The organism is Paenibacillus sp. MZ04-78.2, assembly GCF_024213375.1.
Lineage (GTDB): Bacteria > Bacillota > Bacilli > Paenibacillales > NBRC-103111 > Paenibacillus_G.
In genome coordinates this window covers 53,944-76,608 of record NZ_JANAVJ010000011.1, presented here as the reverse complement: position 1 = coordinate 76,608, position 22,665 = coordinate 53,944, and the positions used below count along the sequence as shown (strand labels likewise).

Sequence of the window (22,665 nt, the reverse complement as noted above, 5' to 3'; positions counted from 1 at the left end):
AGATACATAATGTATAAATAAGGAAGGTGTTTAGGATGCGTAATGCTTTGCCGCAAACTTGGAATTTGGAACGCTTTTTTCCGGGAGGCAGCGGGTCTGATGCTTTTATTCAATTTTTGAAAGAGCTGCAATCGAACATCGCCGAGCTGGACGAGACGTTAAACGGGCTGGCCGTACCGGAAACGGCAGAGCAATCGGCAACGCTGCTCCCCGTGATCGTGTTGGCGCAAACGGCCTTATTGAAAATACGCGAAGCGGAGTCGTTCACCGGCTGCCTGACGGCGGAAAATCAAAACGACAAGCGGGCGGTCCAGCTAACCGGGCAGGTGAAGTCGATTCAAGCCGCCTTCGCTTCCGCTTTGACGCGGTTCGACGATTTCCTGCGGCGCATTCCCGAACCGGCTTGGCAAGGCTTGCTTGCTCACGCGGAGCTTAGTGAAATCGCTTACCCGCTTGAAGAGCGGCGTCGGCTCGCTTCGGAGAAGCTGCCGCCGGAGCAGGAGGCGCTGATCCACGACCTTGCCGTGGACGGGTATCACGGTTGGAGCGAGCTGTACAACACGACCGTGAGCAAATTCAGCATCCCGTTCGAAGAAAACGGGGTCGTTACGGAGCTTTCGGCGGGACAAGCCGCCAACAAAATGTACAGCCCGGACCGCAATGTGCGGCAGCGGGTATTCGAGCTGTGGGAGCAGGAATGGGCAAAGCATGCCGATTACTGCGCCGACGCGCTCAATCACCTGGGGGGCTTCCGGCTTAAGCTGTATGAGCGCCGGGGCTGGGATGAGATTCATCGGGAGCCGCTAACCATCAACCGGATGTCGAAGGAAACGCTGGATGCGATGTGGGGCGTGATCGAGCAAAGCAAAGACGTGTTCGTCCGTTATCTGGAGCGGAAAGCGAAGCTGCTGGGCGTTGAGAAATTGACATGGCATGATGTTGACTCGCCGGTCGGAGAAGGCAATATGACTTTCAGCTACGATCAGGGCGCGCAGCTTATCGTAGAACAGTTCCGCCGCTTCAGCCCGAAGATGGCCGATTTCGCTGTAATGGCGTTCGAGAATGGCTGGATCGAAGCGGAGGATCGCGCAGGCAAACGTCCCGGCGGCTTCTGCACGTCGTTTCCCATCTCCGAAGAAACGCGCATCTTTATGACGTATGCGGGCACCGCATCGAATGTATCGACACTTGCGCATGAGCTCGGACACGCCTATCATCAGCATGTGATGAACGATCTGCCGGCGTTGGCTCAGGAGTACGCTATGAACGTTGCCGAGACGGCTTCCACGTTCGCCGAAATGGTCGTCTCCGACGCGGCGGTGAAAGGGGCGGCCACCGACGAAGAACGCATCACGCTGCTGGAGGATAAAATTCAGCGCTCGGTCGCTTTCTATATGAATATTCATGCCCGGTTCTTGTTCGAAACGGACTTTTACGAAGCGCGCCGCCACGGGCTCGTGAGCATCGAGCGGTTGAACGAATTGATGGAAGCCGCTCAGAAGAAGGCATACCGGAATGCGCTTGCCGAGTATCATCCGCACTTCTGGGCGTCGAAAATGCATTTTTACTTAACGGACGTGCCGTTCTACAATTTCCCGTATACCTTCGGTTACATGTTCAGCACCGGTCTGTACGCCGAAGCGCTCCGCCGGGGCGCGGCGTTCGAAGACCAGTACATCGCGCTGCTGCGCGATACCGGACGGATGACGGTCGAAGACTTGGCGAGCAAGCATCTCGGCGTTGACCTGCGTAAGCCGGACTTCTGGCAGCAGGCGATGGACGTTACGATTGCTGACGTTAACGAGTTCCTGCGCTTGACGGAGTAATTTTTGGCCCCGCCTATTGTAGGCGGGGCTTAAGCTTGTTTTGCGGGGGGTGCCGGAGCGATGTGACAGCCAGAAACATGGCGGCGGAATAGATGGAAACGAAGGATGTAGCATCCAACCAGCAGCTTCCTTTTGAACGAAAGACCCAGAACGCTCAAGTGGCTGTATGAGTCTAACGATGTAAAATTTTGTTGAATTATCGTTTATTTTATGAAAAAATTTGTTGTCAACGTGGTTATATTGTCCTATAATGGGTCTAGAGCCTCAGGTATACATAATATTCCAATTACACTACTTGAAAGGAGGAACTCTGTGATTTTAGAACAGTTGCCTTTAGCCAGACAGTTGGATTTGGTGTTTCGCGAATTGAGAGAGGAGCTGGCTCAGCTTACCTCGGGGACGGTTTTCGTCCAGATTCGAAATAACATGGTTGGGAAATTCGGCATCCGGCATTTTCCTCTGGAGAGCAAGGGTACGGAGATCAAGATGTCAGAGCGCGGCCTGTCCGAAAGCCAGCAGCATTCGTTCCGCCAGACCGCTCTGGAATCGTTGAAGCTGAAACGTTGGACGCACGGGGAGATTCAGTTTGAATTCGCGATGCGCCAAGACTTGCTTTGCACCAGCGTGACCTTCGAGTCAAATTACAACATGGCAAATTTGGTTAGCGAGTCCAATAAAAACAAACGCGATTATTGATTGACCAAGCTTACTGCACTCATACCAAGGTTACCTTTTATTCCATTATACCTTTCTACATTCTTTTGTGTTTTCAACTAAATTTAATCCTTCTGAAGCTCTAATTGTTCGATATAACGCACATCCTCCCTTGATCGCTGGATCGGGAGGTTTTTTTGATTTTACATAGCATGAAGCTAAATTGTTTAACCCTGCGGAAACCATCAACTATCCTGAGTTAGTAAAGGAAAGTAGTTCTTGTGTAGGAGGATTTTGTACCTATTTGTCGAATTTGGTAGGATATACTTACCAAGAAAGGAAAATGGATTCATGCCAAGACGAAAAAGTAAAGCAAAGCAAGAGGAAGAATTTATCAAGACGCTCTTTGGAATGGTCACTTTGTTAACCTTTGTGGGGGTGTATTATTTTTCTGGGTCGCTAAAAACATCAATTGGAGCAGCTATTGTAGCTCTTGTTTGTGTGATCGCCATGTTGATAGCGCTACGAATGAAGCGAATGGAAAGACTAAGGAAATCCGGAATCGCTGATATTGATAAGATGGGTGGCAGGCAATTTGAGATTTATCTTGGAGAGCTTTTTAAAAAGCATGGTTATGTGGTAAAGGTAACACGTTCTACTGGAGATTTTGGAGCCGATCTAATTATTTCTAAAGAGGGAAAGAAAATCGTTGTGCAAGCGAAAAGATATAGCAAAGCCGTCGGTATAAAGGCTGTTCAAGAAGCGCAGGCCTCCATCGCTCATTATAATGCTTCTGCAGCTTGGGTTGTTTCAAATAACGAGTATACGGATGCCGCTAAGGAATTAGCCAGATCAAATAATGTTAGGTTAATCAATCGTGAAGAGCTAATCACTCTGATTTTGAAAATGAATCCCGAAACTGCGACTGGTCCCCAAAAAGTTATACAGGCTAACCCGGAGATCGAAAAGCAGTGTAGTAAATGTGGAAGTCCAATGGTGCTCAGAAAAAGTGCGAAAGGCGAGTTCTTCGGGTGTAGTTGTTTTCCAAAATGTAGAAATATACTGAACATACATTAAGAAACTTGTCCCCCCACTAATCTTGGCCGGCGGGGGGTTCTTGCCATTTGCTGGACAGGCGGGCGTATTCGTTCAAAGCATTGTCCAATTTTTTACTGGCCTCGATTACTTCCGGATCTACCAAGGATGCCTTATTTTGGGATAGGACATTAAGCCCTATTCTAAGCTGTTCTATTTCTTTTAGCATGTTTGCAAGCAGCTTATTGATCTCGGTCATCGCTACCATTTTTGGCTCGACTTAAGCTATAACTTAAGTTTGCGGCCGGAGAATGAGCAAACTTAAGTTGCTCTTTACCGTTTACCTGTCTCCCATTCCCATTCAAAAAGATCATCCATATAACAATTGAGGTAATCCGCCGCCGTTTTCATTTTAAGTACGGATAGCCTACTTTTCCCTTTGATGACTTGTGAAATGTAAGATTCAGTTACTCCCAAATGCTTTGCTAGATCTGCCTGTGTCCTGTTTGTCTGAGCCAGCAATTCAGGCAAACGGCTTCTCCCGAACCGGAGAGCCAAAAGCAATCCTCCTTTTGAGGGACTATGCTTTCAATTATACTTAAGTCATAGCTAAAGTGGCAAATAGAAAGCAAATGATAGTTTTGTTATAATGAATGGCAACGGAAAAAGGCGGTCCCGAAGGAGCGCCCGGTTAAGTATTGAGGTCGTGCATTATCTTGTGAACTTGCCAGCCAGCTGTTGCTCGGCGATTTGAACCAAACGGCGAGTGATATGGCCCCCGATTGCCCCGGTATCACGGGTAGCCATGAAGCCATAATAACCGTCTTGAGGAATCTGAATGCCTAATTCTTGAGCAACTTCATACTTCAACTGCTCCAAAGCTTGGTTAGCTTGAGGTACGACCAATTGGTTGCTGCTGCGGGATTGTCCTGCGCCCATCGATATCACCTCCGTTCCCTAGGTAGTATGTTCCACGCGAAAGAATATACACGGATTGCAAATTGGTAAATGTGACCACCCAACGGAGGAGGGATTGTCTTGGGATTTTTGCTGACGTGCAGCAACTGGTCCTTCGATGCGGACCTGCAAATCATACATGCCGACGTTAAACTGGAGATTGACGGCGAAACGCTAGTCGATGAACCGCTGTGCATCGACGTAGGGCTTCCGGCGCTGCTGCTCAGCGTTCATGAAGATGTGGAGCCGTTTCGTTGGGCGCCGGCGGACGAATGGCAGCGTGTGCCGTTCTTCTGCTGCGGCTGCGGCGACCCGGAATGCCGGGCGTTCTCGTTTATCGTACGGCACAAGGCCGACGGCCGGTTAGAATTGACGGAAGTGGAGGAGCGGGAGGGGAGATCCCCCCGGCAACTGGGCACGTATGATATTGATCGGTCGGCTTACGCCAAGCAGGTAAGGGAGATCGGAGAGACGTTTTTGCGTTTTGTCGAACAGTTGGATTACCGGCCGTATTTCAAGAATACCGTCGAAACGGTGAAGCAGCAGCTTGCCCGGGGCTAGTTCTTATTTTTCGGCTTCTTGAGCGCTTCCATCTGCTTCAGTAAAGCTGTCATTTCTTTCTCCAGTTTTTCCATATCCTTAAACATGGTCTTCATTTGTTTGTCCTCGGTCAATAATTTGGTAATGCCGTCGAACCAATCGGATTTGCTGATGCTCATCTGCCCTGCCTGCCTTTCTTCACTCGTTTTGTATATCGTACGAAGAAGAGCGGGGCAGGTGTGTGTTTCGGATTGGAAACAAGAAAAAAAGGCTGACGCCTGACTGGGGCGCAGCCTTTTGGTATCTTCCCGATTTTTATGGTTAAACGTTATTTGTAAGCGACCTCAAGCTTTACTTCTAGCTCCAGCGTGCCTCCCGGTTCGATGGCGCGGAAGCCCGTCACCTCGGCCGGTTGATCGATATTCGGCGCGTTGGTGACCCAAGTGTACGGCTCCAGGCAGATAAAATCCTGAGCCTCGCCCTTCGTATAAATGACCCACTGCTTGAACAGATCGGAACCACTGTAACGGATATCGGCCTTCGGGCCGGACAGTACGGCGAGACAAGGGTAATCCCCGATTTGGAATACGGTGTCCATGTCATGGCCTTTCAGCACGTCGCCTTCGGGCAGCTTCGCGTACTTGTCGCTGAGCGGCGCGATATGGCCGAGAGGCACGTTCGTTTCGTCCAGCTCCCAGATGCCGACCGCCGGCAGCTGCAGCGTCAAGTTCTCCGGCTCGCCGTCGAGCAAAAACCACGTATGCAGCCCGTAGCCGAACGGAGCGGACGTTTGGCCGCGGTTGGTCGCTTTCAGCAGATGACGGAGCGTGCTGCCCCGCAGCTCGTAAGTCACTTCAAGCTCTAACTCGTGCGGGAATTGATGCTGCACGTGTGCATCGTCGGCCAGACGAAAAACGGACGTGATGTAGAGGGCACCATCCTTTTCACCGGTGGCTAGCACCGTCCAGGGCTGGCTCTTGATCACGCCGTGGATATGATTGCCCTGCATGTTATTGATCTCGAATTGGTAGCTGCGGCCCTCGAATGTGAAGCGGCCATCGCGGATGCGGTTCGGCGGCATCAGAATCGGCGTGCCGTATTGCACCGGCTCGGCGGCCATCTCGGACGGCGAGGCGGGGACGCGCAGCATTTCGCGCTCCAGCGTTTTGTCCCAAATGCTGTAGACGTTGTTGCCAACGGATGGACAAATGCTGACGATCAGGTGGTCGTTTTCGAGCGTATAGGCCGGTGTTCCCTGCCAGTCGATTTGCTTAATCATCATTCCGAAAGTTCTCCTTTGCCCGATAAAATAGTCCGATCGTAAATCGCTTCCATTGTACCAGAGGAGCCGGGGACTGTCACCCGGGAAAATCGTTTCGATCAGGCGCCGAAGTCGAAGTTCGGATATACGTACGGCGCTTTGGCCGGTTCGGCTTTGGCGATTTTCTCCATCTTCAGCACCATGATGTCGGCATCGTTCAAGGGCGGATACGAGCACGCCGAGCAGGACGAACGGCAGCGCTTCGAGAATAATGCTAATGAACAGCATCTTGAAACTTTGCACCCCGGCGCTGTTTAAAAAGGAAACGTCCGGCGGCTGCTTTTTGCGTATAAATGAGAACCAGCATTAGGACGCACAGCACGGTGAGAATGTTCGGACCCAGCGTTGGACGATTGTTTGCAAGGGGCATGTTGATAAAGGTCGGGAAAGCGCATGGCTGCGGCGGTGGACGTTCCTGCTCTGATTCTGAGGTTGACAAGGGGGAGGGCGTTTAGGTACAATGACGTCTAATAAGAGCGATGATGGGAATAAGTAGTCGGCAGGCAAGCTCTGCAGAGAGCCGGTGGGTGGTGCGAACCGGCGGGCGGCGGCTGAACGAATGGGTCCCTGAGCTGAAGGTTGAACGTGCGCAGACGCACCCGGGCCCGGGGAAGCTTCGATTCAGCGTTGCGCGCCGGTAGGCCGATCCGGTTTCCTCCCCGTTACAGGAGGCTGAAGGCCCGCGGTATCTGTCTTGAACAGGCGATTGCGGGTAAATTAGGGTGGCACCACGGTCTCTCGTCCCTTGCGGCGGGAGGCCTTTTTGTTTTTGTCGGGAAACTTACAGATGGGCTAAAAAAAGGAGGCGGACTGCAAAATGTCCAAATTGAGAGTATTGTCCGGCATGCAGCCCAGCGGTCAGCTGACGCTTGGCAACTATATCGGCGCATTGAAAAATTACGTGAAGCTTCAACATACACACGATTGTTATTTTATGGCGGTAGACCTGCATGCCATTACGGTGCCGCAGGAGCCGGAAAAGCTGAAGGAACAGTCGGAAGCCGTTGCTGCGCTGTACCTGGCGGCGGGCATCGATCCGAACGTGGCGACCGTGTTCCTGCAATCGACCGTACCTGCGCATGCCGAGCTCGGCTGGTTGCTGACGACGCTCACCTATATGGGCGAGCTGGAACGCATGACGCAGTTCAAAGACAAATCCGCCGGCAAGGAATCCGTCGGAGCGGGTTTGTTCACTTATCCGTCGCTGATGGCCGCCGACATTTTGCTATACGATACGGCTCTCGTCCCGGTAGGGGATGACCAGACGCAGCACTTGGAGCTGACGCGCGATCTGGCGCACCGCTTCAACCAGCGCTATGGCGATACGTTTGCGATTCCGAAAGGCTACTTCCCAGAAGTAGGCGCGCGGATCATGTCGCTGGACGACGCGTCAAAGAAGATGAGCAAGAGCAGTCCGAACGCCGGCAGTTTCATTGCGATGCTGGACGCCCCGGACGTGATCCGCAAAAAAATAAGCCGGGCCGTAACCGACTCGGGGCGGGAAGTGAAGTTCGACCCGCAAAACAAGCCGGAGGTCAGCAACCTAATCAGCATCTACGCCCAGTGCGCGGACAAGACGATTGCGGAGATCGAAGCGCAGTACGAGGGGCAAGGCTACGGCCCGTTCAAGAAGGATTTGGCCGAAGCGGTCGTCGCTGTCTTGGAGCCGATCCAGCAGCGGTATGCGGAGATCCGCAGCTCGGGCGAGCTGTACGATATTTTGCGTCAAGGCCAAGAGCGCGCGGCAGCGCGAGCGGAGCAAATGCTGAAGCGGGTAAAAGAAAAAATGGGCTACGTTGTACTGTAGCCCTTCCCCAGAGCTTGTCCGGACGAACGGTTTCTTCGTTCCGGGCAAGCTCTTATTCGTTTCGCTTTCTCAGTTTGGCTTTCACGATAAAACCGGCGCCGATAAACAGCAGCGACAACAAGCCGAACAGCGCAGCCAGCCAAGGCTTGCCCGTGGCCATAAAGAAGCTGATGCACGCGAGGAGCGCCGTGCCCCCGAAAGCAAAAAACAACCCTAATCCTTTCGTCATAATGACTCCGTACCTGCCTTTCCGATAAAATTTGAAACTGCGATTGATTTTCAAAAGGGAGTATAAGTTCAGGCATACGACACATAATAAGCTTGCAAGCTTGCAAATACATCAAAGACATCATCCCATTGAAAGGAGTGCTGAACATGGGTGCAGGACAATCCCGCAGCAGCAATCAATTGGTTGTACCTCAAGCAAACCAAGCTTTGGAGCAATTGAAGTATGAGGTTGCTCAAGAACTGGGCATTCAAATTCCGCAAGACGGCTACTACGGTTACATGGCTTCCCGCGACACAGGCGCAATCGGTGGTCACATTACCCGCCGCTTGGTCCAAATCGCCGAGCAAGCCATCTCCGGCGGCGCAGCCCGCTAACCGCAGAGCTTTGGAAACAAAGCTTCACGAATATAAGCTCAAGGAGAAATCCTTGAGCTTTTTTCTATGGCAGCAGAAAAAGAGGAGGATGAGCCCGCTTGTTAAGCGTCGCCCATCCGCAGCTTCTTTTCGAGCCGGGATTCGCTGACCCAGCCTACGTACGAATCGATCGGATTCAGCTTTTTGTCCAGCAGCAGCACCGCGACGAACGGATACTGCTTGCGATGCCGGTAGCGCACGTCGGCCCAGCGCACCTCGTACCCCCAGGCGTGCTCCTTCAGCTCGGCGCAGGCGTAGGAAGTAAAGTACAGGAAGCAGGCGACGTTCGGGTGCGTCTTGGACGCCTCCACGGCAGGGTGGACGGCGCAGGAAACCCGGTCGATCCAATGGATCTTGCGGTTTTTGAGCTCCCCGAGCTGAAACGAACCGTCCTGCTTCCGCTTCACGATCTGCCACTGGTGCAGATGGACTGTCGGGATCAGCGTGTACCGGTCGCCGGGCTCGCAAGTCGAATCCTGCGGGCGCAGCCCCGATTCCAGCCGGTAGTGGGTCCATGAACGCCATATATAATAGAGGGCGAGGAAGGCGTATAATATAGGAAACAGAATTTCCGGGCGCATCAGATGCACCGACCATATAAAAATGGCGAGCACGTGAGACGAGAAAATGACCGGGTCGAAAATGTGAATGATATTCCACGAGACCCATCGCTCCGAAATCGGGCGAAGCGCCTGGGTTCCATACGTATTAAACAAATCGGTAAATACGTGAAACGCAACCGCGATAAACACCCACATCGTTACATGCCACATCGGTAAGGCGGGAAAGACAAGCCAGAGAATCCCGGAGATGAGCGCCGTCCAAAGCACCAAAGCAGGCAGCGAGTGGGATAAGCCACGGTGATTTTTAATGTAAGCGGCGTTTCCTTTCAGCCGCAGCAGCGTATCGGCATCGGGGGCCTGCGAGCCGGCCACCGTTCCGATCAGTACGGCTGTTGAAACCATCGGATCTGCTGCCACAACCGGATCGACATAAGCCAGGCCTGCAAGGCCGAGCCCGATCACCAGGTGTGTTCCGGTGTCCATGGACTAACCTCCTGAATGTCTAATTTTGCAATAGTCTACTCTAGCCCATTACTCTTAGTGTATCATTTTCTTGTCCAAAATAAAGCAAAGGCTGTGAAAAAAATGTGTATCGTTTTTGTCGAATACCGAATTGATGCGTCATATCGCCTCCCATACTTGGCATGGTCTCAGCGGCTGCGCGACGATTTTCCCCAGATGGAGATGTACGAGGGAACGGATCAGCTGGGGCTGTTCGTGGAGCTGTGGAGCGGGCTTACCGACGATCAATACCGGTTCATGCGGGCTACCCGTACCCGGAAGGACGAATACGCCGCGGAGCCGGGGGCGTGGGATGGGACCGATCCCGAACGTTGGGCGTCTCTCGAACAGTGGGTGCCGGGCGGGTGTGCTAAAATTCATATTTGGCAGTTCCAAAAAGTCAAATAGTCCATTTTATAAGGTAAACATATCCATGGTTTCTTCCACCCGATCGCGGTACCCTTACAATAGTCTTCAATTGCGACGGAGGAAAATGGATGGAGAATAACAATATATTCTGGTCTCATATCAAGCGGAACCGGTTGCCCTACCTAGTGGGCTTTGCATTATTGTCCATATCGTCCATCTTGCAACTGATCATTCCCTGGCTGCTCGGACGGTTTACGGACAGCATCCAAACAGGCGGGCTTACCTACGATCAGGCGGTTCGTTTTGGTGTCTGGATGATTGCCGCAGGGTTTGGGATCGCTTTCTTCCGGTCTGTCTCCCGCATTTATTTATTCCGGCTGTCGCGGCAGCTGGAGATGCGGGTGCGCGGCGAGCTGTTCGACCACTGGGAGAAGCTGTCGGCGCAATATTTCAACAATCGGCGAATCGGGGACTTGATGTCGCACGCCATCAGCGACGTCGGGGTCATTCGCGAGGTGACGATGGCGGGATACTTCAACGTGATGGAAGCGGTGTTTCTGATCGTCGTTTCCGTGGCGGCCATGGCGAGCTCGGTCAATCCTTGGCTCACGCTGCTGACGATGCTGCCGCTGCCGCTGCTCAGCCTGCTCGCCTACCGGTTCAACAAGCGGATGATGCAGCAGTCGGCGGATATGCAGTCCGCGATCTCCGATTTGACGAGCCGCGTGCAGGAGTTTACCGCGGGCATCCGGGTCGTCAAAGCATTCGTACAGGAAAAAGCAGAGCGGGAGATGTTCACCGGGGACAACCGGAGGGCCGTCGAAATGAACCGGCGGTATGTGCGCTCGAATTCGTTATTTGGAGCGCTCAGCGCCGGGATTGTCGGGCTCAGCTTTCTCGTCTCGGTCGTGCTCGGCGGCATGATGGTACTGAAAGACATCATTACGCTCGGCGAATTCGTTGCTTTCAATACGTATTTGTCGCTGCTTATGGGACCGATCGAAAGCTTGGGCCGTGTCGTCAATTTGCTTCAGCGCGGGAAGGCGTCTGAGCTGCGGCTGCTGGAAATCTTCAATACGCAGCCGGACGTGGTGGACGACGTCATCGCGAAGCCGGAAATTCAAACGATTGGCGGCGAGATCGATATTCGTGACTTGACGTTTTCTTACCCCGAAGCGAAGCGGCCCTCCCTCCGGAACGTCTCGCTCAAGGTGCCGAAGGGCTCCAGCCTTGCCATCGTTGGCCGTGTCGGCAGCGGCAAGAGCACGCTGGCGCATCTGCTCGTGCGGCTGTACAACCCGCCGAAAGGGACGGTGTTTATCGACGGGCACGACATTCACGAAATTCCGCTGCGGACGCTGCGCGGCCAGATCGGCATCGTGCCGCAGGATCAGTTCCTGTTCTCGTCCACAATCCGGGACAACATCGGGTTTGACCCGAAGCCTTACAGCGACGAGCAGGTCGTCGAAGCGGCCAAGATTGCCCAAGTGTACGAAAATATCGTCGAATTTCCGGACCAGTTCGATACGGCGCTCGGCGAGCGCGGCATCTCGCTGTCGGGCGGGCAACGCCAGCGGGTAAGCATCGCGCGGGCCGTGATCAAGAAGCCGTCGGTGCTGATCTTCGACGATAGTTTGTCCGCGGTCGATACGATTACGGAGGATCTGATCCTCGAAGGGCTCGAATCCGTGATGAACCGGCGCACGACGATCATTATCGGGCACCGGATCTCGTCGGTGCAGAGCGCCGACCAAATCGTCGTCATGGACGAAGGCCGTATCGTTGAGCACGGCAATCACGAGCAATTGCTGGCCGGGGGCGGCATTTACGCCGACATGTACCATAAGCAGCTGCTGGATCAGGAAGCCAAGCGAGAGGACGGACAGGAGCGGAATGCCGCTGCTTCGCAGCTGATGCGGGGAGGGGCGGGCGCATGAATATACACGCGGAGAAAACCGCCAAGACGATGAAAGATACGCAGCTGCTGACGAAGCTGCTTTCCTACGCCAAGCCGTATTGGCGAATGATCGCGCTCTGCGTCATTCTGGCCTTCCTGATCGTCGTCGCCGATTTGGCGCGCCCTTATCTCATCAAGGTGGCGATCGACGGCCATATCAACGGGCTGCACAAGCCGATGCTGTCGGCGGAAGCGTCCCAGGCCGAGCGTCTGCGGAGCTACGGGGATGTGACGGAGTGGAACGGCAGGGCTTACCTCCGGCTCGAACCGGACGCAGCCGAGCGGGCGGCCCGCCAGCCGGAGCTTGGAACAAAGCAGGCCCAGATCGTGCGGATCGACGGCAAAGACTGGCTCATTGCCGGTTGGATCGCCAAGCAGCCCGAGCAGGCGACCGTAACGGAAGCGGGTGGTAAAGCGGAAGTGCGCGCCAGAGGACAGATGTTCGCTGCCGAGCCGCTGGAGGCTGCCGCGCTGGAGGCGTTCCGCAAGCAGGATTACACCGGGTTCCTCTGGCTGGGCGTCGCTTTCCTCAGCGCGGTCGTCGTCGCGTCGCTGCTCAGCTACTTGCAAAGCAATCTGTTGCAGTATACGGGGCAAACGATCATTTTCAACATCCGGCAGCAGCTCTTTCAGCATTTAAGCCGCATGTCGATGTCCTACTTCGACCGCAATCCCGTCGGAAGGATTGTCGTCCGCGTCACACAGGATACGGAGTCGCTTAACCAACTGTATTCGCAGGTTGTCGTCAACCTGATCAAAGACGTCATCGTGCTGATCGGCATCGTCGTCATCATGCTGCAGCTCAGCGCCAAGCTGGCGCTGCTGTCGTTTGCGGTGCTGCCGTTTCTGGCCGTGCTTACGTTCTGGTACCGGTCGGTCATCCGGGATGCCATGCGGAAATCGCGGGTGATCCTGTCGCGGCTCAATTCGTTTTTGGCGGAAAACTTGTCCGGCATCCGGATTACGCAATTGTTTATCCGCGAAGAGCGGCAGCGGGAGCAGTTCGATCATCACAATACGGCTTATTACCGGGCAGGCATGCGGGGAACGGTCATCAACTCGATCTTCCAGCCGGCGATCGGCTTCCTAGGCAATCTGGCTATCGCGCTGCTTCTCTGGTACGGCGGCGCCAGCGTCATCGACGGTGGCCTGACCTTCGGGGTGGTGTATGCTTTCACGCATTACGTGCGGCAGTTTTTTCAGCCGCTGCAAAGCTTGGCGGAGAAGTATAACCAGATTCAGACGGCGATGGTCGGCGCGGAGCGCATCTTCGAGACGCTCGGCGAGCAGCCTGCGATCGTCGACCCGGAGCAGCCGAAGCGGCTGCCGAAGGAAATCCGTGGCGAAATCGCGTTCGAGAACGTATGGTTCGCCTATAAAGGGGACGATTGGGTGCTGAAGGATGTCAGCTTCACGATCCGGCCGGGGCAGACGGTGGCGTTCGTCGGTGCGACGGGGGCGGGCAAAAGCTCGATCATCCAATTGATCAACCGCTTTTATGACATTCAGAAAGGCAGCATCAAGCTCGACAGTGTCGATATCCGCGACATCCCGCTGGACGACCTGCGCCATTACATCGGCATCGTGCAGCAGGACGTGTTCCTGTTCACCGGAGATATTGCCTCGAATATTCGGCTGAATCACCCGGAGATTGCCGACGAGCAGGTCGTCGCTGCGGCCCGGATGGTGCATATGGACGAGTTTATCCGCAGCCTGCCCGGCGGCTACAAGACGCTGCTCGGCGAGCGCGGCATCAATCTGTCGCTCGGCCAGCGGCAGCTGCTGTCGTTCGCCCGGGCTATCGCGTTCCGTCCGCAGATTCTCATTCTTGACGAAGCAACGTCGAATATCGATACGGAGACGGAGCTTATCGTGCAGGACGCGCTGATGAACATTTCGGAGGACCGGACGACGCTGATTGTGGCGCACCGCTTGTCGACGATCCAGCATGCCGACCAGATCATCGTCATGCATAAGGGCAAGGTCCGCGAGACCGGAAACCATTACCAGCTTCTCGCGCAGCGTGGGTACTATTATCGTCTGTTCGAGCTTCAGTATAAGAGAATCAGACGAGTTTTTTGAGATCGATTTGCTTCTTGCCTCGTGGGGCGTTGTACCAAACCAAGCATTTTGCAGAGCCTGGACTCCCATTGCAATCTCCTCCATAGTCAACCCGCCGAAGCCAATTTGCACCATCGACGTCTCAGCCTTGGTTCGCTGTGCCCAAAAAGGGGATACGGCGTACACGCGGACCCCTTCCTCGGCGGCGGTATGAATCAGTTCCTGCTCATTCATGCCATTATGTACACGCAATAAAATGTGCATATCGGCAGCCTGCCCGATAACTGTTGTTTGTTCACCCATCAACTGCCGAATGGCTCCAATTAACGCGGTTTGTTTTTTTGTGATACACATTGCGCATTTTACGAATATGAGTATCCAATGCCCCTTGCTCATGAACAACGCCAATGTATGTTGATGAATCCTGGAGCGAGGGTTGGCTCACTTACCCTGAGGCGACAGCAGGCTCCTCCGGTCCGAGGCTGCTGGCACAAAAGATAAGCGCCTGGCGGTCCAGGATACCCGGCGGGGTGTTCAAACCGCACCTCAGCTCCATTAGCGCAGGTGGTGGGAGTGTTCAAGGAGTTGAATAGGTATGAATCTTGCCTAGGTGCATGAACCGGCATCACCTGACAACTTTTTTGCTTGACAACTTTTTATAGCCGAATCTATAATATAAAACATAGATATGTAACCGGTAACACATTAGTTTTTATAAAAATCGTTCCGGTTTCAAATCTCTTTGTATTTATTGGATATATAAAGAAAATATTCAGTCGTTAGAGAAATGTAACCGTTACCCTAATTCCTAATTTTGGATAGGGTATCCGGTTGCCTCCAATCGATAGGAGAGTGTCGAAACAAGTGGCAACAATTAGAGATGTCTCGAAACTGGCAGGGGTTTCCGTGGCGACGGTATCTCGGTACTTGAACAAAAACGGGTATGTCAACGAGGTAACCAAGCTGAAGGTGGAACAGGCGATCAGGACGCTTCAGTACCAACCTAACGCCATTGCGCGAGGGCTTGCGGGAAAGAAGACGCGAACACTCGCCCTTATTTTTCCCGATGTTACGAATCCATTCTTCGCTGAGCTGGCTAGAGCTGTAGAAGATGTTGCCCAGATGTATGGCTATATGGTGATTTTGTGCAATTCGGATAATCGTGAGGACAAGGAACAAAATTACATCAAGGTTCTGAAGCAACGCTATGTAGACGGTATTTTGTTCGCGTCGTACAACCTTCGTACCGATGATGTGGATGCGCTGAAGGACGAGAACATTCCGCTGGTCATGCTCGATAGAGCGCCGCGGGTTGCCTCCTGTACAGTGGTCAGCTCCAAGCACCTGGAGGGAGCCAACATGGCGGTGCAGCACCTGCTGGATGTGGGGTGTAAGAAAATCGCGCATATTTACGGTCCGCAAGAGACCGTAACCGGAAGAGAGCGCTTTATCGGTTACGAGCAATCCGTGAAGCACTTCCCATGGTATTCGCCGAGCCTTGTGGAACCAGGTTTTTTTCGGCTCGACGGCGGGATGGCCGCTGTCGAAAACTTGATGCAGCGTCACCCGGATATTGACGGCATCTTCGCAGGCAATGACACGATGGCGATCGGTGCGCTGAAGAAGCTGCAGCGGATGGGTATAAAAGTACCTGACCAAGTGGCATTATGCGGGTTTGACGGCATCGATCTGACGCAGATCGTTGAACCGGAAATAACGACGATCGCTCAGCCGATTTATGACATGGGCATGCTGTCCACAAGATTGCTGATCAAGAAAATCGAAGGGGAAATCCAGGAAGAGCAGACGCATTTGTTTGATGTCAATATCATTGTAAGAGGATCGACGGAAAGGAACAGACATGATGACTAAACCTCGGATTGTGGTTATCGGGAGCTTGAATATGGATATTGTCGTGGAAACGTCCCGTTTTCCGCGCGTCGGGGAGACGCTGACAGGCGAGCAAGTCCATTTTATACCTGGCGGCAAAGGCGCCAATCAAGCGGTAGCCGCTGCAAGGCTGGGCGGACAGACGACGATGATCGGCTTTGTAGGAGACGATATGTTTGGGCATTCGCTCATCGAGTCGCTGCAGCAGGATGCCATTCACACCAGTTTTGTAAGAAAAGTTAAGGGTAAGGCGACAGGCATTGCTTCAATTATACTTGCAGAATCGGACAACCAGATCGTTGTCATTCCTGGTGCAAATGATCACTTCTCGCCTGAACATTTGCATGAACTGGAAGCGGTCATAGCCGAGCATGATATTGTGCTGGTACAGCTGGAAATCCCGCTTGAAACGGCTGCGGCAGCATGCGAGATCGGGAAGAAAGCAGGTAAAACCGTAATTCTCAATCCTGCGCCAGCCCGTCCGTTGCCGCAATCGATGTTGAGTTGCGTGGATTATATCACGCCGAACCGGCTGGAACTTGCGACGCTTACAGGACTTAATACGTCCGGTGACGGGCTGCAAACAGCGATGGAAGCGCTGCTGGATATGGGACCGCGCTGTATCGTCACGACGCTTGGCGAGGAAGGTTCCGCCTATCTCCGCAAGGGCGAAACCCTCAGGAAGGTTCCGGCTTTCCGCGTTCCTGTCGTGGATACGACAGGCGCCGGAGATGCTTATAACGGCGGTCTCGCTTATGCGCTTGGCGCAGGCAGCGAGTTAGAGGAAGCGGTCGCCTTTGCCTGCAAAGTGTCAGCGATAGCCGTGACAAAGCTTGGCGCGCAAGCAGGCATGCCAACTTCGGCAGAATTGGATTTCAAGGGTTCTCCGGGTTACTTTTTGATCTCATGTTTCTTCAGAATTCCAGATGGGCCCGTTAATCCTACTTCCTGAATATGTAAATTGGATTTAACGGAAACTTCCGCTCTGGCAAATTTCTGAATCCAATCTTTTTTTAGTTCTTTCCACGCATAAGGATGCTGCCGATGAAAGGCTTCCCCAAAGCCGAAAATGTCTGTGCCGAGGGGTTGTACTTTTTGAATAACGTTTTTAACATATTTAGCGGTTTGCTTATTTAGCTCCTTCTCCACCAGCTTGATGTTTTTAGTATCGGTCAAATCTAAGCGCGTGTTATTCTCCCGAATGTTACCTTTTCCGCTAAGTGTAACGAGAATATAAACCTGATCACCCTGCCGGGAAGTCCCGATTTTGCTCTTCAAATGGTAGGCCTCGACAGCAATATTTCCCTTCTCCCCGGGAATGTTTACCGTGAATGTATTCGATTGCAATTGCCCTGCAATCCATTGCCGGATGAAGCTCTTTTTCATCGGTAAATATTCGACGAATCGGGAATCCTTATTAAATATAGCGAATCCCCATAGCTTCATCTCCGAACTTGCTTCTTCCGAATCTGCTTCAGAAGAACTGCCTGCTTTTTCGATTACAGGCAAGTAGGGGCTGCTCTCCTCGCCAGCAGCAGCCATCAAAAAGTTTCGTAACGTGAGATCGGGATTTAATCCGGCCGACTCATGCATTTTGACAAGAGCATTACCTAAAAGACGTTCCAGCGGATAGGACAATTCGAGAAACTCCTTTACCGATCCGCCTTTCAAGACAATCATGTCCGTTCGCATCCGAACATTGGGATCGCGGCTAAATTCATCCAAAATGTTTGAAAGCCCGTGTTTCGCCAGCCTTTCCCCAATCAAGATTACCCTGCGATGCCCGGCAAACCACGTTCGCGAAACCTTTAGCTGCATATCCTTGACGGTTTCGTACATATTTTTACCTTTTCCAGATACTGAAAAATAAGCCTCACTTTGGCTCCCCTTATCACCGCTGCCCATTTTCGCCGGAATCGCAAACTGTGCTGCCCCCTGGTACGTTCCGTCCTCGTTACGGTCGAATCCCAATGCGATGTTGATGGCTTGGTCGTTGAGCTCTCTTCGATCCCAGCAACCTGTCGACATGATCATGATCAAGAGCAAAACGATAGGGATGATCATTTTTTTTCGTTTCATCGTTGCCTCACCTTCTTGTTGGCTCTCTTTTGACGGATCGTCCCGACGATCCATAACAAAAGGGGAATGCCGAATACGTTGATGGACATGGTATAAGGCGTAATTGCTTTCGTGTAATCGGACAAGATCACCGCGAGGTTCTTGGGCAACAATGAAATACCGTATACGATCGGGACAACGATCCACATTAACTTTCGCCAATCTCTCATGTTTAGCCATTGTGCTGTTCCATAAATGGTGATAAACAGCAATAAAGAAAATTTGAGGAAAACAGAAAACAGCCAGATGATCACAACGACGATATCAACATTTTGTATGAATCCCAGCAAGGAGATAGATCGCGTCATATCAAAAAAAGGTACCCACATCCGCGAAGCGAGCTCCGGCCCAAATGTCATCGTGACCATTGCTGTAGCCACCAAGATGAAAAATGACGCGATAGCCATTCCCCACATTGCCCGCGATAATGCTTGACGGGAATCCGATAGAAAACAGATCACCATCGTAAAAAAGATCATACTGCTATAAAAAACAGTGATGGGGATCGACCCTTTCAAAATGGACTTTATACCGGAATCGGCATAAACAGGAGTTAATTGATGCCAATCTGCATGATTCAAACTAAGAACGCAGGTGCCCACAACCATAAGTACAATAAGAGGCCCCATAATTTCACTGCAACGCGCGATACCTTCAATGCCTCCTGTATAAATGACATACACCGCCAAGATCAACAGGGTGACCAATAGCACGTAAACAGGGGTTCTATTAAACAGCGCGAGGTATACGAATTCGGAGGAGTCGCGCAATATCATGCCATCTAACGAATACAACCACACAAAAGGAGGAACGATGATGATTTTGCCTAACCATTTTCCCAGGATCTGTTGGCTATATTGGACAAAGGTTTGATCTGGGTACAGGAGGCTTAACTTCACGGCGAGAAAAACAATGCATAGACCGATCACTCCAGCGAATGCGGCAGCGATCCAAGCATCTTGCTTGGCCTCGATAATCGTTGGAGACAACGTAAACAGCATGCCTGAGCCGGTTACAAGACTGAGCATCAGCCAAAAGAGCTGCAGTCCGGATATTTTCATGTAAGAGCGCTCCTATCCCATAATTAAACATGCCGGTCCCTCCAACGCCTACTTGGTTTTTCCGCGTTGCGGGCCGGGTTTTTGACCTTCCGGAATGCGTTTTTTGTCCCTTCCTACAAAAAATGTCGGACGCCCAACCATCGCCCATCGCGGCCCCCGTATCAGAGTATCCTTTAAATTTCCGGGAATCTGAGGGGAAACCGGAGCCATATAGGGTACGCCAAACGAGCGAAGATTGACTAAATGAATAAGCAGCGCAATCAATCCGCAGCCAACGCCGTAAAAACCGAGCGTGCCCCCCAAGATCAGGAGGGGAAACCGAAGGACGCGAAAAGCCAGTCCCAAATTATACCGCGGTATAGCAAATGAGGCGATACCGGTAAAAGCGACAACAATTACAACAGGCGCCGAAACGATGCCGGCACGTACTGCTGATTCTCCAATGACCAGCGCCCCTACCATACTTACCGCTGAACCGACCGGTTTAGGCAAACGAATGCCGGCTTCCCGCAAAGCCTCGAACATCACTTCCATCAAGATCGCTTCGACAACGGCCGGAAAAGGTACACCTTCGCGGGCTGCTGCGATACTTAGCAATAATTCCGTTGGAATTAACTGCGGATGGAACGTCGTAGAGGCGACATACAGGGAAGGAAGCAGAAAAGAAGCGCAGAGCAATATGAATCGCAACCATCGAATGGATGTTGTATAGATGAAATGCTCGTAATAATCCTCCGCTGCCTGGATGACCGACCAAAACGTCATGGGAACGATGAGCACAAATGGAGAACCGTCAACAATAATGGCGATCTTGCCTTCCAGCAAGTTCGAGAGCACAACGTCCGGACGTTCCGTATTTTGCACGGTCGGAAACACGGAAAACGGAGTATCTTCGATAAATTCTTCAATATATTCCGAATCCAGCACGGCATCGATCTGAATGCGGCTAACCCTCTTTCGAACTTCTTCCAAAATGGAGTCTTGTGCGATACCTTCAATGTAGGCAAGGGCCACATCCGTCCGCGATACTTCGCCAAGGGTTAGCGATTCGATTTTTAACCTGGAACTTCGCACCTTTCGGCGCAGCAAACTCGTATTCGTTCGCAGCGATTCCGTAAATCCCTCCCGGGGGCCGCGTACTACGGATTCGGTTTCCGGTTCTGTAATTTGCCGTTTTTCAAAGCCTTGGAGATCGGCGAGTAAAACTTGGTTCTCCCCCGCAGCAAAAACGGCGACGTGGCCATTTAAGACCTCTTGAACGGTTTCCGATACAGAGCTTGTCAGTTTGGTTTGCCGAGTAGCGATAGCTTGATTGCGGATGAAGTCTGCGAGCGATTCCAGTTGATTCAACTCTTGCGGCAATCCTTTGATCAATAGCGGCTTAAGAACGTTTTCTTCAAGCTTGACCGTATCAACCATTCCATCGATATAGATCAATATCGCTTTCAGTTGCCCTTGAAGTTGAATGGGCCGGTATGTAACATCCGAACAATTTCGAAACTGTTCTTTCATGGCTTGCATATTTTGATCTAAATTTCCTACGAATTGTTGAGTCTGAAGGTCCTGGTTTTCTTGCAGCAGCACTTCCCCTTCCGTCTGTTTTTTATGTGATGACTTCAATAATCGGTTTAGGATACGGATCATAAGGAAGCCTCCGAATCGGGAGTTTATACAAAATTATCCCCAATTCAGGGTTATTCATGCAGAAGACATTATGCGGATAAGTAAATTGATCAAACCGGAGAAAGGCAAAGTTTCGAAGACGTTGCTTGTTCTTCGGTCTTTTTTTATTTACGCGGTTGCGGAAGAACGAAGCATCGTTTTTCTTAAACGGGATTGACTGGAAATAAAGGAATATGGTACCTTATTGATAATGATTATCATTATCGAATATTCACCGTGCTGATACTGGAGGAGGGCTATCATGCTTCAAAAAGAAAGGCGGCCGAGGGAACAAACCGCGTCTGCGAGGAGCCGGAGTTCGAAGAAGAGCCTGATTGAAATCCGCGAGTTTATGAATGAGCACTATAACGAGCCCCTGTCCATCGGACAGTTGGCGCAGATGGCCAATATTACCCCCAAATATTTTGTGGACCTTTTCAAGAAAACCTACGGGCAGAGCGCGATGGATTATTTGACGGACCTCCGGATAAACCGGGCCAAGCGCTATTTGATGGAATCGGAGGAGCGGCTGCGGGAAATCGCGCAAAAGGTAGGCTACCGGGACGAGTTTTATTTCAGCCGCAAATTCAAGAAGGAGGTGGGCGTATCTCCCTCCGACTATGTCAAAAAAGCTAAGCGGCAAATCGCCGCATGCTCTTCCTCGGTCACCGGCCAGCTGCTGGCGCTGAATATTATGCCGGCGGCAGCGCCGCTCGATGCCAAATGGACTCCGTATTACTATAACGCCTATAAAGAGCGGATCAAGCGCCCCCTCAAGCTGACGGCCCCTTATACGAGCTGGTCGTTCGAGGAAAATTTGGGGACGCTGGCGCAGGCTCGCCCCGACGCGATTATCGGCACCGACCGGCTGGGCGAGGACGAGAAACGGAAGCTGGAGGACATCGCGCCGTCTTTCTTCGTTTCGACGGAGCGGGACGGATGGCGGGAGCAGCTGCGCCAGATCGCCCGGTTCCTGGAGCAAGAGGACAAGGCGGAGCAGTGGATCGCCGCCTACGAACGGCGGGCGGAGCTGGCCCGGGCGCGTCTCGGCGAGGCGCTCGGTGACGAACGTATTCTGGTTCTGCGTATTTTCGGGCAAGGCCTCCATACTTATTGCAACCGCGGCATGGAGGACGTGCTGTGCGGGGATTTAAAGCTGAAATTGATTTACCGGGAAGAGCCGTCTGGTCACCGGCCGCTTACGATGGAACGGCTTGCGGAGCTGAATCCCGACCGTCTGCTGCTCCTCGTCTATCCCGAGGCCGCTTCGCGGGCGTATTGGCTGGCGCTCCAGCATTCGGCGGCATGGCGTCAGCTCAAAGCCGTCCGAAACGGACAGGTGCGCCTGATCTCCTCGGACCCCTGGTTCGAGTATTCTGCCGTGTCCGTTGCGCGGATGCTGGATGAAGCGCAGCTCTTGTTTACAGGGAATTGTCCAAACTCGTTACAGGATAGCGTCCATGGTGCCTGCTTCGCACCATGATGTATAATCCTCCTGAATGAGAATTATTATCAACGAAGGAGAGGTTTCATGCGGGCAGCTCGATTTGGAAGGCGATGCCTGCCGTCAAGCAGGGACAGGTGTTCGAGGTGAGCGATAAATACTGGCTGGGGAACGGACTTATCGCTTACGAGAAAATTATAGACGATACGGTCAAGCATTTGGTCAAATAAGCGGAATTCGCCGATGAACGGAAGCGT

The 22,665-nt window shown here is 52.4% G+C and carries 22 protein-coding genes, 1 pseudogene and 1 other annotated feature; of the genes and pseudogenes, 13 read left to right on the top strand and 10 right to left on the bottom strand.

Annotated features, from left to right (window positions below; translation table 11 throughout):
* The first annotated feature begins 35 nt into the window (after nt 1–35).
* The 3 genes from NLX71_RS10895 (at nt 36) to NLX71_RS10885 (ending at nt 3,557) form a co-directional block, all read left to right on the top strand.
* On the top strand, nt 36–1,826 hold the full coding sequence (locus NLX71_RS10895) for a M3 family oligoendopeptidase (RefSeq protein ID WP_254363640.1): 1,791 nt from the start codon (nt 36–38) through the stop codon (nt 1,824–1,826).
* 312 nt (nt 1,827–2,138) lie between these two features.
* Nucleotides 2,139–2,522 carry an O-methyltransferase gene (locus NLX71_RS10890; RefSeq protein WP_254363639.1) on the top strand — a complete coding sequence of 128 codons (384 nt, stop codon included), beginning with the start codon at nt 2,139–2,141 and terminating at the stop codon, nt 2,520–2,522.
* Nucleotides 2,523–2,831: 309 nt separating this feature from the next.
* Nucleotides 2,832–3,557: a restriction endonuclease gene (locus NLX71_RS10885; RefSeq protein WP_254363638.1), complete on the top strand. Its 726-nt coding sequence runs from the start codon at nt 2,832–2,834 to the stop codon at nt 3,555–3,557.
* A 16-nt stretch (nt 3,558–3,573) separates the two neighbouring features.
* Here the strand turns inward: NLX71_RS10885 and NLX71_RS10880 are convergent, their stop codons facing one another.
* The 3 genes from NLX71_RS10880 to NLX71_RS10870 form a co-directional block, all read right to left on the bottom strand.
* Entirely contained in the window at nt 3,574–3,774 is a 201-nt protein-coding gene (locus NLX71_RS10880; protein ID WP_254363637.1) for an aspartyl-phosphate phosphatase Spo0E family protein, read from the bottom strand.
* A 74-nt stretch (nt 3,775–3,848) separates the two neighbouring features.
* Entirely contained in the window at nt 3,849–4,046 is a 198-nt protein-coding gene (locus NLX71_RS10875; protein WP_254363636.1) for a helix-turn-helix transcriptional regulator, read from the bottom strand.
* A 180-nt stretch (nt 4,047–4,226) separates the two neighbouring features.
* Nucleotides 4,227–4,454: an alpha/beta-type small acid-soluble spore protein gene (locus tag NLX71_RS10870; protein WP_090673771.1), complete on the bottom strand. Its 228-nt coding sequence runs from the start codon at nt 4,452–4,454 to the stop codon at nt 4,227–4,229.
* A gap of 99 nt (nt 4,455–4,553) precedes the next feature.
* Between NLX71_RS10870 and NLX71_RS10865 the strand changes: the two genes are divergently transcribed.
* Nucleotides 4,554–5,033, top strand: a complete 480-nt coding sequence (locus tag NLX71_RS10865) for a hypothetical protein (RefSeq protein ID WP_254363635.1) — start codon at nt 4,554–4,556, stop codon at nt 5,031–5,033.
* Here NLX71_RS10865 and NLX71_RS10860 read toward each other — a convergent pair.
* On the bottom strand, nt 5,030–5,191 hold the full coding sequence (locus NLX71_RS10860; protein ID WP_254363634.1) for a hypothetical protein: 162 nt from the start codon (nt 5,189–5,191) through the stop codon (nt 5,030–5,032). The genes NLX71_RS10865 and NLX71_RS10860 overlap by 4 nt on opposite strands.
* Before the next feature lie 149 nt (nt 5,192–5,340).
* On the bottom strand, nt 5,341–6,294 hold the full coding sequence (locus NLX71_RS10855) for an aldose 1-epimerase (RefSeq protein WP_254363633.1): 954 nt from the start codon (nt 6,292–6,294) through the stop codon (nt 5,341–5,343).
* Between the two features lie 509 nt (nt 6,295–6,803).
* Nucleotides 6,804–7,082: a binding site (T-box leader), on the top strand.
* 68 nt (nt 7,083–7,150) lie between these two features.
* Between NLX71_RS10855 and trpS the strand changes: the two genes are divergently transcribed.
* Nucleotides 7,151–8,140, top strand: coding sequence for a tryptophan--tRNA ligase (gene trpS, locus NLX71_RS10850; protein ID WP_254363632.1), 990 nt, complete (start codon nt 7,151–7,153; stop codon nt 8,138–8,140).
* A gap of 52 nt (nt 8,141–8,192) precedes the next feature.
* Here the strand turns inward: trpS and NLX71_RS10845 are convergent, their stop codons facing one another.
* Nucleotides 8,193–8,369, bottom strand: coding sequence for a hypothetical protein (locus NLX71_RS10845; RefSeq protein WP_254363631.1), 177 nt, complete (start codon nt 8,367–8,369; stop codon nt 8,193–8,195).
* Nucleotides 8,370–8,515: 146 nt separating this feature from the next.
* On the opposite strand from NLX71_RS10845, the gene NLX71_RS10840 reads away from it, so the two are divergent.
* Nucleotides 8,516–8,743 carry an alpha/beta-type small acid-soluble spore protein gene (locus tag NLX71_RS10840; RefSeq protein ID WP_036693330.1) on the top strand — a complete coding sequence of 76 codons (228 nt, stop codon included), beginning with the start codon at nt 8,516–8,518 and terminating at the stop codon, nt 8,741–8,743.
* Nucleotides 8,744–8,844: 101 nt separating this feature from the next.
* On the opposite strand, the gene NLX71_RS10835 is transcribed toward NLX71_RS10840, so the two are convergent.
* Nucleotides 8,845–9,828, bottom strand: coding sequence for a metal-dependent hydrolase (locus NLX71_RS10835; protein ID WP_254363630.1), 984 nt, complete (start codon nt 9,826–9,828; stop codon nt 8,845–8,847).
* 102 nt (nt 9,829–9,930) lie between these two features.
* On the opposite strand from NLX71_RS10835, the gene NLX71_RS10830 reads away from it, so the two are divergent.
* The 5 genes from NLX71_RS10830 to rbsK all read left to right on the top strand — a co-directional run bounded on the left by NLX71_RS10830 (nt 9,931) and on the right by rbsK (nt 17,075).
* Entirely contained in the window at nt 9,931–10,254 is a 324-nt protein-coding gene (locus NLX71_RS10830) for a hypothetical protein (RefSeq protein ID WP_254363629.1), read from the top strand.
* Nucleotides 10,255–10,343: 89 nt separating this feature from the next.
* Complete coding sequence (locus NLX71_RS10825) at nt 10,344–12,152, top strand: ABC transporter ATP-binding protein (protein WP_254363628.1); 1,809 nt, start codon at nt 10,344–10,346, stop codon at nt 12,150–12,152.
* On the top strand, nt 12,149–14,254 hold the full coding sequence (locus tag NLX71_RS10820) for an ABC transporter ATP-binding protein (RefSeq protein ID WP_254363627.1): 2,106 nt from the start codon (nt 12,149–12,151) through the stop codon (nt 14,252–14,254). Before NLX71_RS10825 ends, NLX71_RS10820 begins: the two co-directional genes overlap by 4 nt.
* A gap of 843 nt (nt 14,255–15,097) precedes the next feature.
* Nucleotides 15,098–16,105 (top strand): LacI family DNA-binding transcriptional regulator, encoded by a 1,008-nt coding sequence (locus tag NLX71_RS10815; protein WP_254363626.1) that lies wholly within the window; start codon nt 15,098–15,100, stop codon nt 16,103–16,105.
* A complete protein-coding gene (rbsK, locus tag NLX71_RS10810; protein ID WP_309248936.1) occupies nt 16,095–17,075 on the top strand; it encodes a ribokinase in 981 nt (326 codons plus the stop codon). The genes NLX71_RS10815 and rbsK overlap by 11 nt, the downstream gene beginning before the upstream one ends.
* Here rbsK and NLX71_RS10805 read toward each other — a convergent pair.
* Genes NLX71_RS10805 through NLX71_RS10795 form a run of 3 tightly spaced genes read right to left on the bottom strand, consistent with a single transcriptional unit; the run spans nt 17,015 to nt 20,946 of the window.
* Nucleotides 17,015–18,202: a Ger(x)C family spore germination protein gene (locus tag NLX71_RS10805; RefSeq protein WP_254363625.1), complete on the bottom strand. Its 1,188-nt coding sequence runs from the start codon at nt 18,200–18,202 to the stop codon at nt 17,015–17,017. The two genes, rbsK and NLX71_RS10805, sit on opposite strands and share 61 nt — an antisense overlap.
* On the bottom strand, nt 18,199–19,302 hold the full coding sequence (locus NLX71_RS10800) for a GerAB/ArcD/ProY family transporter (protein WP_254363624.1): 1,104 nt from the start codon (nt 19,300–19,302) through the stop codon (nt 18,199–18,201). Before NLX71_RS10800 ends, NLX71_RS10805 begins: the two co-directional genes overlap by 4 nt.
* Before the next feature lie 48 nt (nt 19,303–19,350).
* Nucleotides 19,351–20,946: a spore germination protein gene (locus NLX71_RS10795; protein ID WP_254363623.1), complete on the bottom strand. Its 1,596-nt coding sequence runs from the start codon at nt 20,944–20,946 to the stop codon at nt 19,351–19,353.
* Between the two features lie 280 nt (nt 20,947–21,226).
* Between NLX71_RS10795 and NLX71_RS10790 the strand changes: the two genes are divergently transcribed.
* Nucleotides 21,227–22,447: an ABC transporter substrate-binding protein gene (locus NLX71_RS10790; protein ID WP_254363622.1), complete on the top strand. Its 1,221-nt coding sequence runs from the start codon at nt 21,227–21,229 to the stop codon at nt 22,445–22,447.
* 56 nt (nt 22,448–22,503) lie between these two features.
* Nucleotides 22,504–22,638: pseudogene (locus tag NLX71_RS10785) on the top strand (ABC transporter substrate-binding protein); the annotation flags it as partial.
* Nucleotides 22,639–22,665: the final 27 nt, after the last annotated feature.

What these genes read in the sequence shown, in the direction of transcription:
- NLX71_RS10835 (WP_254363630.1), bottom strand. Translation starts at nt 9,828, where the DNA reads ATGGACACCGGAACACACCTGGTGATCGGGCTCGGCCTTGCAGGCCTG.
- NLX71_RS10795 (WP_254363623.1), bottom strand. Translation starts at nt 20,946, where the DNA reads ATGATCCGTATCCTAAACCGATTATTGAAGTCATCACATAAAAAACAG.
- NLX71_RS10895 (WP_254363640.1), top strand. Translation starts at nt 36, where the DNA reads ATGCGTAATGCTTTGCCGCAAACTTGGAATTTGGAACGCTTTTTTCCG.
- NLX71_RS10840 (WP_036693330.1), top strand. Translation starts at nt 8,516, where the DNA reads ATGGGTGCAGGACAATCCCGCAGCAGCAATCAATTGGTTGTACCTCAA.
- NLX71_RS10820 (WP_254363627.1), top strand. Translation starts at nt 12,149, where the DNA reads ATGAATATACACGCGGAGAAAACCGCCAAGACGATGAAAGATACGCAG.
- NLX71_RS10860 (WP_254363634.1), bottom strand. Translation starts at nt 5,191, where the DNA reads ATGAGCATCAGCAAATCCGATTGGTTCGACGGCATTACCAAATTATTG.
- NLX71_RS10845 (WP_254363631.1), bottom strand. Translation starts at nt 8,369, where the DNA reads ATGACGAAAGGATTAGGGTTGTTTTTTGCTTTCGGGGGCACGGCGCTC.
- NLX71_RS10800 (WP_254363624.1), bottom strand. Translation starts at nt 19,302, where the DNA reads ATGAAAATATCCGGACTGCAGCTCTTTTGGCTGATGCTCAGTCTTGTA.
- NLX71_RS10830 (WP_254363629.1), top strand. Translation starts at nt 9,931, where the DNA reads ATGTGTATCGTTTTTGTCGAATACCGAATTGATGCGTCATATCGCCTC.
- NLX71_RS10870 (WP_090673771.1), bottom strand. Translation starts at nt 4,454, where the DNA reads ATGGGCGCAGGACAATCCCGCAGCAGCAACCAATTGGTCGTACCTCAA.
- NLX71_RS10790 (WP_254363622.1), top strand. Translation starts at nt 21,227, where the DNA reads ATGCTTCAAAAAGAAAGGCGGCCGAGGGAACAAACCGCGTCTGCGAGG.
- NLX71_RS10880 (WP_254363637.1), bottom strand. Translation starts at nt 3,774, where the DNA reads ATGACCGAGATCAATAAGCTGCTTGCAAACATGCTAAAAGAAATAGAA.
- NLX71_RS10855 (WP_254363633.1), bottom strand. Translation starts at nt 6,294, where the DNA reads ATGATGATTAAGCAAATCGACTGGCAGGGAACACCGGCCTATACGCTC.
- trpS (WP_254363632.1), top strand. Translation starts at nt 7,151, where the DNA reads ATGTCCAAATTGAGAGTATTGTCCGGCATGCAGCCCAGCGGTCAGCTG.
- NLX71_RS10885 (WP_254363638.1), top strand. Translation starts at nt 2,832, where the DNA reads ATGCCAAGACGAAAAAGTAAAGCAAAGCAAGAGGAAGAATTTATCAAG.
- rbsK (WP_309248936.1), top strand. Translation starts at nt 16,095, where the DNA reads ATGATGACTAAACCTCGGATTGTGGTTATCGGGAGCTTGAATATGGAT.
- NLX71_RS10805 (WP_254363625.1), bottom strand. Translation starts at nt 18,202, where the DNA reads ATGAAACGAAAAAAAATGATCATCCCTATCGTTTTGCTCTTGATCATG.
- NLX71_RS10825 (WP_254363628.1), top strand. Translation starts at nt 10,344, where the DNA reads ATGGAGAATAACAATATATTCTGGTCTCATATCAAGCGGAACCGGTTG.